Annotated in this window: 11 protein-coding genes; 7 read left to right on the plus strand and 4 right to left on the minus strand. The window is 52.4% G+C overall.

Annotated features, from left to right (window positions below):
• Positions 1-58 precede the first annotated feature (58 nt).
• Positions 59-1,240, minus strand: a complete 1,182-nt coding sequence (locus ACFSX3_RS20400) for a hypothetical protein (RefSeq protein ID WP_209987694.1) — start codon at positions 1,238-1,240, stop codon at positions 59-61.
• Positions 1,237-1,773: an RNA polymerase sigma factor gene (locus ACFSX3_RS20405; RefSeq protein WP_209987690.1), complete on the minus strand. Its 537-nt coding sequence runs from the start codon at positions 1,771-1,773 to the stop codon at positions 1,237-1,239. The genes ACFSX3_RS20400 and ACFSX3_RS20405 overlap by 4 nt, the downstream gene beginning before the upstream one ends.
• A gap of 198 nt (positions 1,774-1,971) precedes the next feature.
• Here ACFSX3_RS20405 and ACFSX3_RS20410 point away from each other — a divergent pair, with 198 nt between their 5' ends.
• The 7 genes from ACFSX3_RS20410 to ACFSX3_RS20440 all read left to right on the plus strand — a co-directional run bounded on the left by ACFSX3_RS20410 (position 1,972) and on the right by ACFSX3_RS20440 (position 11,631).
• Positions 1,972-3,009, plus strand: coding sequence for a LacI family DNA-binding transcriptional regulator (locus ACFSX3_RS20410; RefSeq protein ID WP_209987687.1), 1,038 nt, complete (start codon positions 1,972-1,974; stop codon positions 3,007-3,009).
• Between the two features lie 66 nt (positions 3,010-3,075).
• The gene (locus ACFSX3_RS20415) at positions 3,076-4,827 is read left to right on the plus strand and encodes an ABC transporter ATP-binding protein (protein ID WP_209987684.1); all 1,752 of its coding nucleotides are present in this window, start codon (positions 3,076-3,078) and stop codon (positions 4,825-4,827) included.
• Positions 4,769-6,571, plus strand: coding sequence for an ABC transporter ATP-binding protein (locus ACFSX3_RS20420; RefSeq protein WP_209987681.1), 1,803 nt, complete (start codon positions 4,769-4,771; stop codon positions 6,569-6,571). The genes ACFSX3_RS20415 and ACFSX3_RS20420 overlap by 59 nt, the downstream gene beginning before the upstream one ends.
• A gap of 403 nt (positions 6,572-6,974) precedes the next feature.
• On the plus strand, positions 6,975-7,334 hold the full coding sequence (nrdI, locus tag ACFSX3_RS20425) for a class Ib ribonucleoside-diphosphate reductase assembly flavoprotein NrdI (protein ID WP_209987678.1): 360 nt from the start codon (positions 6,975-6,977) through the stop codon (positions 7,332-7,334).
• Positions 7,321-9,405, plus strand: coding sequence for a class 1b ribonucleoside-diphosphate reductase subunit alpha (gene nrdE / locus ACFSX3_RS20430; protein ID WP_209987675.1), 2,085 nt, complete (start codon positions 7,321-7,323; stop codon positions 9,403-9,405). Before nrdI ends, nrdE begins: the two co-directional genes overlap by 14 nt.
• A gap of 37 nt (positions 9,406-9,442) precedes the next feature.
• Positions 9,443-10,402: a class 1b ribonucleoside-diphosphate reductase subunit beta gene (gene nrdF, locus ACFSX3_RS20435; RefSeq protein ID WP_209987672.1), complete on the plus strand. Its 960-nt coding sequence runs from the start codon at positions 9,443-9,445 to the stop codon at positions 10,400-10,402.
• A gap of 449 nt (positions 10,403-10,851) precedes the next feature.
• Positions 10,852-11,631: an alpha/beta fold hydrolase gene (locus ACFSX3_RS20440; RefSeq protein WP_209987665.1), complete on the plus strand. Its 780-nt coding sequence runs from the start codon at positions 10,852-10,854 to the stop codon at positions 11,629-11,631.
• 22 nt (positions 11,632-11,653) lie between these two features.
• On the opposite strand, the gene ACFSX3_RS20445 is transcribed toward ACFSX3_RS20440, so the two are convergent.
• A complete protein-coding gene (locus ACFSX3_RS20445) occupies positions 11,654-12,415 on the minus strand; it encodes an ABC transporter permease (RefSeq protein WP_209987662.1) in 762 nt (253 codons plus the stop codon).
• Positions 12,408-13,334, minus strand: a complete 927-nt coding sequence (locus ACFSX3_RS20450) for an ABC transporter ATP-binding protein (RefSeq protein WP_209987658.1) — start codon at positions 13,332-13,334, stop codon at positions 12,408-12,410. The genes ACFSX3_RS20445 and ACFSX3_RS20450 overlap by 8 nt, the downstream gene beginning before the upstream one ends.
• Between the last annotated feature and the right edge of the window lie 76 nt (positions 13,335-13,410).

Here is a 13,410-nt window from a genome sequence, read left to right on the forward strand (position 1 = left end):
AGTATAGCTTTTTTTTAGTAAATTATCTATAGGAATTGGATTGGAGGCTTCTTTAATGTCATCTGCTAAATTTTTTGATGGTACTGTCATCAATTTTTTCACCGTATTCCTCATACCACCAGTCGTAGAACCACTGGCCGCCCGTCTTCATATCAACCTCTGTGCTCCGCTGCTCTCCGTTAACTTCGTAATGGACAATGGTCACCAGATCTTTAGAATCAAGGGTAAGCGCTCCATAATGGAGCTTGGAGGGTCTTTCTGCATTTTCAGTAGTGATTTCGCCCGAAAGTACCTGAGCACTGCCAGTTGCAATATCATACAGCTTATTATGCTGTGTATAACTGCCCCTTCCATCATCCGTATAATAAACAACCAAAAACTCTCCTTTTTCGGGATTAACGGCCATAAAAGATTTATAGACCTGATACGTTTCATCTAGGGGCAGTAATTCTCGGGGAACAGGAATCTTACCCTCTCCTGCCTGTCTGACATCCATCACATGCAGCTTGGCCCCTGACCTTTTCTCATTCTCTCCAATAGTATAGCTGCTGCTGAAAAACAAAAGATAATCTCCCGCTCCAATTAAGCCTCCCAGCGACAAATAAGACTGCGCACCTCCGGCATACAAAGGAAAGACATACAAGCGTTGTGCTGAATCCGCAGATAGCTCTGCATGCCCTTTTGGAGTCAAGTAAAGAGTATATGGCTCTGTATTGTGTGTGTATTTAGGCTTTAGATAGTCAACCACTGGCGGCGGAGGCGACCAGACGATTCCGGCGGAAGTCTCAACAGCCATCGCAGCACTCTTATTACGGTCTAGCGGAAGGGGCATATAATACTTAAGCCCGCCTAGTTCAAATTCTGCCGATATCTTGTACAGGCCCAGTCCTGGCGGAGAAGCCGAAGGAGACACCGACGGCGTAACCGCAGCAGCTCCCGAGCTAGGCTTAAAGACCGCTGCCAGCCTCCCTGACGGATCAAGCCCGGCTCCTGGGCCAAATGGCCAGACCAGTGCGCCAAGCAGCAAGATGGCTGCCAGTCCGCCGAGGGCGGCCATACGGCTGAAGCGGCGGTGTAGTCCGCTTGTCCGGGTAGAGGTTTCATTAGCAGCCTCTTCAATCCGCGCCATGAGCTGTGGCGTGAATCCCGGCTCTACAAGCGGGTTGCGCCCGGCTCGCTTATACCAGTCCTTCTCCCCGCTCATCACCTTCACTTGTTCATCCTCATATCTCGTCTTCACAGGTCTTCCTCCTTTATCGCCGTTCTCACTTTCTCTCTGGCCCGTCCCAACCGGGATTTGACCGTGCCTTGCGCAATACCGAGCAGCGCGGACAGTTCAGAGACCGACAAATCCTGCTGGATATCCAGCACCAGTATCTCCCTGTACTTGTCAGGCAGCTCCATGATGATCTCCCAGATGCGGTTGGCGTACTGATTGCCGATAGCCTCTTGTTCTGCGGACAAGGTGCCTCCCTGATCCTGATGGCTTCCCAGCGGAGTGAATCTCCGCCAGAAGCTGCTCTTCCGTAAGCTGAACGCGGTGTTGCGGGTAATGGTAAGCAGCCAGGTTTTCAGAGTGGACTGCCCCCGGTACTTGCCGATGCTCTTGTAGGCCTTGAGGAATACCTCCTGGCTGATATCGTTCGCCTGCTCCCGACTGCGGGTTAAGAAAAAAGCATAATTCCATACATCCGGTCCGTAAGTCTCCATCATCTCGCGAAGCGATACCGATGAGGCACAGGTCATGCTATACATTAGTTCTTTACTTTGCATGTTCTCTCCCCTCTCGCCCAATAAGACTCACGCGGGCAGAAATGGTTCCCAAGGATTCTTATTTTATTTCCAAAATGTATGATGCAAAAAAACATGAACACGATCGCTCTTAAGTTTACGTTAAAAAATAAACTTTTTTTACGTGGTTTTTTTCGTTTTTTATCGTAGATTCAAAATTAGTGGGTGATTATAATAACAGTGCCAGGAACAATATGCTGCGGCAGCACGATAAAGAGGGGGATTCTTCTGAAGACAAAAAAGGTAACCATTACACATATTGCCGAGGCTATGGGACTCTCACCCGTATCCATCAGCCGGGCACTCAGCAATCAGGCAGGCATCAGCGATGAGCTGAAGGCAGCTATTGTGAAAAAAGCGGCGGAAATGGGCTATATCAAGCCCAAAAAGCATACGCCTGCACGAATTCTCGTGCTGCACCAGAAGCCCTATTCGCATGATAACAGCAATTTCAGCTATATGGTACAAGGGATTGAGCTCTTCTTACAGAAGGCGGAGACGGATTACAGCATCGAATTTCTGGATAAGGACCATCAGAATAAGCTGATCCTGCCTTACCGTCTGAGCCGGGGCTTCAAGTTCGACGGGGTGATTCTGATCGGCAGATTTAATCTGGAGTATGCCGCCTTTATCCAGGAGCAGATCGCGAATCTGATCTTCTATACCGGCTACTCTCCGGCCTATGACTATGACAGTGTATGGTTCAGCTTCCTTCATGCGGGCTATAAGGAGTGCAAATATTTGCTGGACCGGGGGCACCGCCGGATCGGCTTCATTGTAGACCAGGGTACCTACCGCAATAAGGAGATGAAGACAGGCATCATCTCCGCTCTGGAGGAGCATGGGGTGGCTGTGGAGGAGGAGCTTTTTGTACAGAGGGATGAGACTCTTCGCACAAGACTGTCTAAACTGATTAGCGGCGGTCAGCTTCCAAGCGCCTTCCTCTGCGATCATGACTTCACCGCGGTCGAGCTGATCCGTGAGCTGCAGGAGTATGGCATCAAGGTCCCTGGAGAGGTGTCGATTCTCAGCATCGGCAATAGCGAGGTCTCAGCCTTCTCCTTGCCAGCGCTGACCACAATGGATCTGAATATTGATTATTCATGCCGCACCGTCGTCGCCACGCTCCTCAAACGAATCGCCGAGCCCGGCAAGCCTGCGGAGAATATCGCCATTCTAGGCACACTGGTGGAGCGGGATTCTGTACGTGAGGTGTAAACTGTAACTTTTGGAAACTCGGGTACTTTATTTAACAAGGGTACTGTAAAGGTGGGGAATCGATCGATGAATTCATCTGTATTACTGCGTTTCTTCAAGTCGCGCAAGCTCAGCTACAGTATAGGCTTTGCCTTCATGTTCGCCGCTTCCTTCATTCAGACGTTATTTCCCAAAGTGTTGGGGGGTGCGGTCGATCTGATGAAGGATAATGGTTTTGAGCCGGAGCAGGTGCTGACCCGGGTGCTGTGGATGGTGCTGATTGCGGCTGTCGTCTTCCTCTGCACCTTCCTCTGGAGAAACATCATTATCGCGAACGGCCGGAACCTGGAATGTTACATACGGGAGGAGCTGTACCGGCATTTCCTCAGACTCTCCCCCGGCTTCTTCAGCAGCCGCAAGACCGGCGACCTGATCGCTTATGCCATCAATGACATCTCAGCGGTGCGCATGACCTTCGGTCCGGCCACGGCGATGTCTTTTAACGGAATTGTTATCTGTATCTCCTCGGTCTACTTCATGTTCGCGTCAGTCAGCCCCAGTCTCACCCTGATTACCCTCTCCCCGCTCCCCTTCATCATCCTGCTGATGCTCTTCAGCGGCCGCAAGGTTAAGACCCGGTTCCGGATCGTTCAGAAACAGTTCGGCACTGTCTCTGACAAGGTTCAAGAGAATATTTCCGGCATCCGCGTCATCAAGGCTTATGTGCAGGAACGTCCGGAAATGGAGAAATTCAGTGAGCTGAGCAGCCGGATGAAGCAGGCCAACCTCGATCTGATCAGAATCTCCGCCGCTCTGCCCGCGATGGTCGAGTTCGGCTTCGCCGTCTGTTTCGTAATAAATCTGATGTTTGGCGGCCGGATGGTGCTGCGGGGAGAGATCAGTATCGGTGACTTTGTCGCTTTTAACGGGTATCTCAGCCTGATTGTAAGTCCCATAGTGTCGATTGGCCGGATCATCACCATTGTTCAGGGCGGGGTCGCTTCCCTCGGAAGACTGAATGACATTCTGCGGGTTCAGCCGGAGATTCTGGAGTTGCCACACGCTGTACGCACGCAGCCGGAAGGCTCCCTGGAGCTGCGCAATCTGACTTTCTATTATGAAGGCTCTGAGGTTCCGGCGCTGCAGGATATCTCGCTTGTTCTGCCTAAAGGCCACACACTGGGCATCATCGGCCGCACCGGCTCCGGCAAAAGCACCCTGGTCTCCCTGCTCTTCCGCTTCTTTGGCGTGAAGCCGGGGCACATCCTGCTGGATGGACGGGATCTTAACGATTATGCGCTGGATAGCCTGCGGGAAGGACTCGGTGTTGTGCCGCAGGATACCTTCGTGTTCGCCGCTTCCGTGACGGACAATATCGTCCTGTTCAAAGACGGCTATACAGACGCGGATGTGCAACATGCCGCAGCGCTGAGCCAAATCGCCGCAAGTATCGAGAAGCTCCCGGATGGCTATGATACCCAGCTGGGTGAACGCGGCGTGAACCTGTCCGGCGGGCAGAAGCAGCGGCTGGCCATTGCAAGAGCGCTGATCCGGAAGCCGGCGGTTCTGATTCTGGACGATGCGCTGTCAGCAGTCGATGCCGTAACGGAAGGACAGATTCTGAACAGCCTGCGGCAGACCCGCAAGGGCAAGAGCAATATCCTGATCTCGCACCGGGTCTCAGGCATTATGGAAGCCGACGAGATCATTGTGCTCGATAAAGGGCGTATCGCCGAACGGGGCACCCATGAGCAGCTACTGAAGAAAGGAGGGATGTACTATGACATCTATACCGGACAGCTTGACGAAGAAGAAGTCTGCGAGACGGAAAAAGTCTGAAGCGGGCGCTATGAAGCTGCTGTTGCGGTTATCCGCCCCTTATAAGTTCCAGCTCCTCCTTGCATGTCTGTGCGTGGTGATTGTAAACGGAGCTTTCCTGATCCAGCCGCTTATTCTACAGCGTGTCATCGACCACTTCCTGATTGGACGCGCCGCTCAAAGCGGATTGGATTCGATTGGAGGCTTAGCGCTGCTCTATGTGGCGGTAGCTTCGGCCGGGGGAATCTTCTCGTATCTCCAGGCGCTGATTGCCGGAAAAGCGGGACAGAGCCTGATCCATGAGCTGCGGGTACGGGTATTCTCTATCATTGAACGGCTACCGCTTCCGTATCTGGACCGTACCTCCTCCGGAAGGCTCATTACGCGGGCTACCAACGACACCGCTGAGATCAGCGAATTATATACGGATGTGGTCATCTCGCTGGTCAAGGACGTACTGCTGCTGCTGGGGATCATCTACGCCATGCTGCTGCTAAGCCCGCCGCTTACGCTGGTTTCGTTTACCGTCATTCCCGTGATGGCCTTCCTGGTCCTCTTCATTAAGAACAAAATTAAAAAGAACTTCTTCCATATGAAGCACTATATCGGACAGATTAACGGTTTCTTTGCCGAGAGTCTCTCCGGGATGCGGGTCATTCAGAGCTTCCGCGCCGAAAAGGAAAAAGAGGATCAATTCCTGAAGCTGAACGGGGAATATTTCAAAACCACCCTGATTCAGGTGCGCCTTAACAGTGTACTGAAGCCGGCTTCGGATATGTTCCAGAGTCTGGCCGTGGCCATTCTGGTCTGGTACAGCATTGGCCGAATCTCCGGCGGCACCCTGCAGATCGGCGTACTGTTTGCATTCACCACGTATATCAGGCAGTTCTTCGCGCCCATCTCCGATCTGGCTGACAAATATACGTCTATACAATCTGCCCTTGTATCCACCGAGCGCATCTTTGAGCTGATCCGTGAGGAGGACCGCCTGGAGCAGCCGGACCGCGGCTTGCCGATGGAACGCCTGCACGGAACCATTGAGTTCCGCCATGTCTGGTTCTCTTACAATGATGACGACTGGGTGTTGAAGGATGTAAGCTTCGTGATCGGTAAAGGACAGACTGCCGCCTTCATCGGAGAGACCGGAGCGGGCAAAACGACAATTATCAGCCTGATCAACGGCTTCTACCGCGTGCAGAAAGGCGAAGTTCTGATTGACGGCGTCAATGTGAACGACATCCGGCTGAATGATCTGCGGCGGAACATTTCCGTCGTCCTCCAGGATGTTTTCCTGTTCTCCGGCTCGATCCGCGACAACATCACCCTCGGTGATGACATCGCGGAGGAGAGCGTGCAGGAGGCGCTACAGGCCTCCTGCGCAGAAGAGTTCGTGCTGAGTTCGCCTGGAGGCCTCGACGAGCCTGTAACCGAGCGGGGCGGCACCCTGTCCGCAGGCCAGCGCCAGCTCATCTCCTTCGCCCGGGCGATCGCCCATAATCCTGCGATCTTCGTGCTGGATGAAGCTACCGCCAACATCGACACGTATACTGAGAAGCTGATTCAGAAGGCGATCGACAATGCGGCCAGCGGCAGAACAACACTGATTATCGCCCACCGGCTATCCACCATTGCCGAAGCGGATCTTATCCTTGCGATGAAGGAAGGCCGGATCGCCGAAGCTGGCCCGCCCAGCGAGCTGCTGAAGCGTGGCGGATATTACGCCGAGCTGCTGGAGGAGAGCAGGAGTCATATTATGACCTCCTGAGGCATTTTAAGCAGGGGGGATGGCTGGCAGCCTATTGCTTGGGAGATGGTCTGCGCAATTATTCGGGTGTCCCTTGGCTGAGAATCAGCGGCTGCAATGGATGGTTCCTCGTCCTTGAGGAACCCAATTCCCGCAGGACAGAGGCCTAGCAAAATGCTTAAAAAAAATACTAATTAATTATAAGAGAATAGAATGCAGGCGGGGCGTGGGATTGGCGGTTTTCACCGGCAATTTGAGAGGCTGGAGAGGGCTGTTCATCTCTTGACTTTTCAATATATGGTAGTAAAATGATTAAACGTTACTAAATATAGTGTATATAAGTGAAAAGCCAATAAATCTAGTGAAATGGCCCATCATCATTTGTCAAGTAGAATGGGCTACATGTTATAGGAGGTTAGGGACCATGTTGATTGCTTACGATTCCAAGACCGGCAACGTTAGAAGGTTCATCAATAAGCTGAAGCTTCCCGCTGTTCAAATCGAAGAACATATGATGATCGACGAGCCTTACGTGCTTGTTACATACACCACCGGATTTGGACAGATTCCAGCGAAGGTGGCTACGTTCCTTGAGCAGAATCATTCCAGACTCAAGGGTATTGCCGCGAGCGGCAACAAAAACTGGGGTGAGCTATACGCGCACAGCGCAGATCTGATTGCACAGCGTTACAACGTACCTGTTGTCGGCAAGTTTGAATTGTCGGGAACATTTGGTGATGTACAGCGCATAAAACAGGAGGTGGACCGGGTTGCGGCATATTGAACTGAACAACATGTTGATGAAGAGAGACGAAAGCGGCTTTTTCCAATTGGATAAGGACCAGGAGGCGGTAGCCGAGTTCATGCGGGATGTGGAGCGGCGCAGCCTGACCTTCACAACTACCAAAGCGAAGATTGATTATATGATTGCCAATGATTACTACGAGGACCTGTATGACCGTTATTCTGCGGCTGAGATGGAGGATGTCTACCGGATTGCCCACGAATATAATTTCCAGTTCCCTTCCTATATGGCGGCTTCCAAGTTCTATACGGACTATGCTGTCAAAAGCAATGACCGCAAGCAGTACCTGGAGCATTACCCGGACCGCGTAGCTGTCGTAGCCTTGCATCTGGGACGCGGCAATGTCGAGACGGCCCGTACACTGGCCCGCTCGATGATGGAGCAGCGCCTGCAGCCTGCTACGCCAACCTTCCTCAATGCCGGCAAAAGCCGCCGCGGTGAGATGGTCTCCTGCTTCCTGCTGGAGATGGACGATTCGCTGAATTCGATCAACTATGTGCTGAACACCTGCATGCAGCTGTCGAAGATCGGCGGCGGTGTTGCCGTCAATCTGTCCAAGCTGCGCTCGCGCGGTGAGACGATTAAGGGTGTAGAGGATGCAGCCAAGGGCATCATGCCTGTCCTGAAGCTCATGGAAGACGGCTTCTCCTACGCCGACCAGATGGGTCAGCGCAAAGGTTCGGGCGCGGCTTATTATAATATTTTTGGCTGGGATGTACTCGAATTCCTGGACAGCAAGAAGATCAACGCCGACGAACGGACACGCCTGAAGACGTTGTCTATCGGCCTGATCGTGCCTAACCGCTTCTACAAGCTTGCACAGGATAATCAGCCGCTGCATGTGTTCGCTCCTTACACAGTCTATCAGGCGTATGGTACGCACCTGGATGACATGGATCTGGACGTCATGTATGACACCCTGCTCGCTGATCCGCGCGTGAAGAAAAGAATCGCCATGAGCGCACGCGACATGCTGACCAAAATCGCCATGATCCAGCTTGAATCGGGCTATCCATATATTATGAACAAGAGCAATGCCAACGCTGCTCATGCCCTGCGGAATGTGGGTCAGATTAAGATGTCCAACCTGTGCACCGAGATTTTCCAATTGCAGGAGACTTCGGAGATTAACGATTACGGACAGCAGGATGAGATCCGCCGCGATATTAGCTGCAACCTGGCTTCCCTCAACATCGTGAACGTGATGGAGCACGGTAAGATCCGTGAATCCGTACATGAAGGTATGCTCGCACTGACGGCTGTCAGCGATATGACAACTGTCTCCAACGCTCCAGGCGTGGCTAAGGCGAACAAAGAAATGCACTCCGTGGGTCTGGGCGTAATGAACCTGCATGGTTATTTTGCCAAGAACAAGGTGGCTTATGAGAGTGAGCAGGCCCGTGATTTCGCACGCACCTTCTTCATGACGATGAACTATCATTCGATTGAGAAAAGTATGGAGATTGCCGCCGAGACCGGTGAGACCTTCTATGGCTTCGAGCAGTCCGACTACGCCAGTGGCGTGTATTTCGACCGTTATCTGACTACAGACTACCGTCCGGTTACGGCAAAAGCGCAGGAGCTGTTCGAGGGGATCTACATTCCTACCCCTGAGGACTGGAAGCAGCTGCGTGAGAAGGTTATGCAGAACGGATTGTACCATGCCTACCGTCTGGCGATTGCGCCTACAGCGAGCATCTCGTACATCCAGAATGCCACCTCCAGCGTCATGCCGATTGTAGAGCAGATCGAGACCCGCACGTATGCCAACTCGACCACCTACTATCCGATGCCTTACCTGCGTCCGGACAATGTGTTCTATTATAAATCCGCCTACCAGATGGACCAGTTCAAGGTAATTGATCTGATTGCGGAGATTCAGCCCCATATCGACCAGGGCATCTCGACGGTCCTGCATGTGAACAGTGATGTAACGACCCGTGAGCTGGCACGCTCTTACCTGTATGCGGCGCACAAGGGACTGAAATCCCTGTACTACACCCGGACCAATAAACTGTCTGTCGAGGAATGCCTGTCCTGCTCTATCTAAGAGCGGGCACGGGTACAGAAAGGGAGAATATACGATTATGAGCGCAATCCAAGCCGTGAACTGGAACCGTCCCGACGACGATTTCTCGCTGATGTTCTGGAATCAGAATATTATGCAGTTCTGGACCGACGACGAAATTCCATTATCCGATGACAAAATGTCCTGGCTCACGCTGAGTGAGATTGAAAAGGACTCCTATATGAAGGTGCTGGGCGGATTGACCCTGCTGGATACGATTCAGGGCGGCGTAGGGATGCCGCAGATTATGGAGCATGTGGACGGCTTGCAGCGCAAGGCGGTCCTCGGCTTCATGGGCATGATGGAGCAGATTCATGCGAAATCCTACAGCAGTATTTTCACCACACTGGCTTCCACCGAGCAGATTGACGGGATCTTCCGCTGGGTGGAGGACAACACGTTCCTGCAGTTCAAGGCAGCGACGATCTCTGAATATTATTCTAAGATTGAAACGAAGAAAGACCTCTATCTGGCGATGTCCGCATCGGTTCTGCTGGAGAGCTACCTGTTCTATAGCGGCTTCTTCTACCCGCTCTATCTGGCCGGACAAGGCAAAATGACCTGCAGCGGCGAGATCATCGACCTGATCCTGCGGGATGAGAGCATCCACGGCGTCTATGTCGGCGTGCTTGCCCAGGAGATTTTCGAGGAGCTGTCCGAAGAGGACCAGAGCGATGTCTACCAGACCCTGGTGGGTCTGCTGCGCCTGCTGCATGCGAACGAAGAGCAATACACCGAGCAGATCTACGCGCCGATTGGTCTGGTGGAGGAAGTGAAGACCTTCCTGCGCTACAATGCCAACAAGGCGATGATGAACCTCGGCCATGATCCGCTGTTCGATGAAGAAGAGATCAACCCGATCGTGCAGAACGGGATCAGCACCCACACGAAGCAGCATGACTTCTTCTCGAAGAAGGGCAACGGTTATGTGCGGGCTATGAATGTGGAGCCTTTGCAGGATGAGGATTTTAAGTTTTAAGTGGGTAGATTGAACTTGTAAATACCGATTCCGGGATAATCGTGACTCCAGAGAAGTTTTGGACTTCCGGCCGCTGTTAGGTTTGGATTTCCTGATTTTAAACCGCTGTTCGCGGTAGAAATCCAAACCTAAAGGCGAACGCTATCGCTCCTACAGTTCCAAAATTCCCTTCCACCACTCACCCTTTATTTGTAATTAACAAGTTCAACTTATTGGATGGTATGTAGAATAAGCCCCCGGCAGCTTGGACAAGCTGCCGGGGCTTTTTTTGTGATACACCTTTTCTGTCCCCTCAATGGTCCTGAGTAAACATCGAAACCCAAGCTCCACTCTCCCCAGAAACGGTACCGTCCCCAAAAGGAAAGCAAAGCCGAATCTATATATGAGACCATACGGGTGTTGAGACGTAGGAGTAGGGATGGTTATTTTAGAGGAATGAGGTGTGCGGAGTGGCTATACATATTCAGGAGTACGGAGACCCGGATGGGGATTGTCTGATGGTCTTCCTGCATGGCGGGGGCGTGAGCGGGTGGATGTGGGATAAGCAGGTGGCGGCGTTCGCTGGTTATCACTGTCTGGTCCCGGATCTGCCGGGGCACGGGTTCAGCCGGGAGGATAAGGAGTTCACGATCCGCAGCAGTGCGGAGGAGCTTCTGTTGCTCATTGAGGAGCGGGCTAATGGACGAAAGATTGTTGTTACCGGATTCTCGCTGGGCGCACAGGTGTTGGTTCAAATGCTGGGCATGAGGCCGGAGCTGATAGATCATGCCATCATCAACAGCGCATTAGTGCGGCCGATTCCCTCTGCCAGCAGGCTGATCGGCCCGGCGGTCAGGCTCTCTTTTCCGCTGATTAAGTACAGATGGTTCGCGAAGCTACAGGCCAAGACGCTCTATCTGGATGAGGAGTATCTGGAACGGTACATTGATGAGAGCCGGCAGATGGAGCTGAAGACACTGATCCGGGTGCTGGAAGAGAATATGTCGTTCCGCATTCCAGCCGGGTTCAGTGAGGCCGCAGGCAAAATACTGGTTACTGTAGGTGAACGTGAGAAGTCTGTCATGAAGTCATCCGCCCGGGATCTTGTGGCAGCGAATCCCCGCTCCATGGGCGTGGAGATTCCCCGGATCGGACACGGCCTCTCTCTGGCGAAGCCGGAGCTGTTCAATAAGCTGGTCGGGGCATGGATTCAAGGCGGGGAGCTGCCCGGGGAATGCAGAAGAATTTGATTCCCTCAGGCATGGAGTGACGCTAGGTTAGATCCTCCCTGATTTTATACCGGACAGCAACATAGCTAAGGAATAGAATCGCCGCAATCGCCACTCCAAACATGTGAATCAGGTCAGCCGTGCTTCCTAAATCCTTGACCCGCACAAGCGTGTTGATCAGCAGATATTTTGTCAGATGAATGTCCGTAAACAGCTTTTCCAGTGCCTCCAGTACCATCCCGATCACATTCAAAGCCAGAACGATGCTGGCACTTAAGCTAACTAACAGGTTCCGGGTAACCATAGCTATACAAAGAATCAGCAGCGAGAACGCCCAGTGCAGCAGGAATTGGCCCGCCAGCAATGTAATGAACGTCCCCGGGTCTCCCATATCTGTCTGGTCCCATAACAGTTTTCTCGCGATTCCGTCTGCAACCAGCAGAGTCAGGAACATCATCGCCACGAAAAGGGCGAGAATCGTCATTTTGGAGAACACGGAGTGGCTTCTGGCCTGCCGCATGGAGATATAATTCTTGGAGAAGCCGGAGTTCCATTCGCTCATATAGAAATAGATAGTGAATACGGCGATATAGATCAGCATCCAGGAAGGCGGCTGCGAGATGGTATACTGGATGAATTCGCTCTCGGTTAAGCTGCTGAGTATCGGATGGCCCTCCACTGGCTGCTCATATTGCTTCATCATATAGATGCCGAAGATCTGAAAAGCACAGAACAAGAGCAACAGCAGGTACATAATCTTGTTCCGCGTGAAGCGGTAAAGGTCCATTTTGAACAGGTTAATCATGGCGTTCACCTGCACTTTCCGTGCGTTCCAGGAAATACTGCTCCAGGCCCTGCTTATGTCTTGAGATGGAATCCACCATTATCCCATGCTGCGCCAGTTCCTGGACGATCTGCCGGATGCGGATATGCTCGTCGTATACATACACCGTCCGGCTGTCCACCACTTTGTATTGTGTAATCTTCAGCTCGCGCTCCAGCACCGGGAGAGCCTCCCGGGCTTCCTCCACGCTAATCTCGATCCGTTCCTCACAGCGCTGCTGCAATTCTTCCTTGGAGATCACCTCGGCAAATTCTCCCTGATGGATGATGGCATACTTGGTGGCGATTTTGGAGAGCTCCTCCAGAATGTGGCTGGAGATCAGAATCGTCAGACCCGCTGCGTTCAGCTCCAGGATGAGCTCCCTAATCTCTACAATCCCCTGCGGATCAAGCCCGTTAATCGGCTCATCCAGAATCAGCACATCGGGACTTCCGAGCAGAGCCACCGCGATTCCCAGCCGCTGCTTCATGCCCATGGAATAGCTCTTAACTTTGGCGGTATTCTTAGGGTCCAGTCCTACGAGCCGCAGTAATTTCTCTATCGTGGTATCCCTATCACTTAGACCATATGCAATGGCGAGCAGCTTCAGGTTCTCATAGGCCGAGACGTTCGGGTATAGCCCGGGCTGCTCAATCAGCACCCCCATCCGCTCGAAAAAAGACTGGTCCCCCGCCGCCGCACGGTTGAAGAAATGCAGCTCTCCCGAGGTCGGGTACACGTGTCCGCTGATCATTTTGAGCAGGGTAGATTTGCCCGCCCCGTTCTTCCCGATGATGCCGACAATCTCTCCTCTGTAGATTTTGAGATTGGCATTCCGCACTGCCGCTTTCGATTGGTACATCTTGGTCAGTCCGCATAGTTCAATGATGCAATCTGTCATGTCTGCCACCTCCTTACCCTAAGTTAACAGGATGAAGACTAATAGTTCGCCAACAAAAGGTTAAGAAAGTTCAAAG

The organism is Paenibacillus rhizoplanae (genome assembly GCF_042684125.1).
GTDB lineage: Bacteria > Bacillota > Bacilli > Paenibacillales > Paenibacillaceae > Paenibacillus_AQ > Paenibacillus_AQ rhizoplanae.

Coding starts and splice junctions, on each gene's coding strand:
- ACFSX3_RS20405 (WP_209987690.1), bottom strand. CDS start 1,773: ATGCAAAGTAAAGAACTAATGTATAGCATGACCTGTGCCTCATCGGTA.
- ACFSX3_RS20415 (WP_209987684.1), top strand. CDS start 3,076: ATGAATTCATCTGTATTACTGCGTTTCTTCAAGTCGCGCAAGCTCAGC.
- ACFSX3_RS20420 (WP_209987681.1), top strand. CDS start 4,769: ATGACATCTATACCGGACAGCTTGACGAAGAAGAAGTCTGCGAGACGG.
- nrdI (WP_209987678.1), top strand. CDS start 6,975: ATGTTGATTGCTTACGATTCCAAGACCGGCAACGTTAGAAGGTTCATC.
- nrdF (WP_209987672.1), top strand. CDS start 9,443: ATGAGCGCAATCCAAGCCGTGAACTGGAACCGTCCCGACGACGATTTC.
- ACFSX3_RS20445 (WP_209987662.1), bottom strand. CDS start 12,415: ATGATTAACCTGTTCAAAATGGACCTTTACCGCTTCACGCGGAACAAG.
- ACFSX3_RS20450 (WP_209987658.1), bottom strand. CDS start 13,334: ATGACAGATTGCATCATTGAACTATGCGGACTGACCAAGATGTACCAA.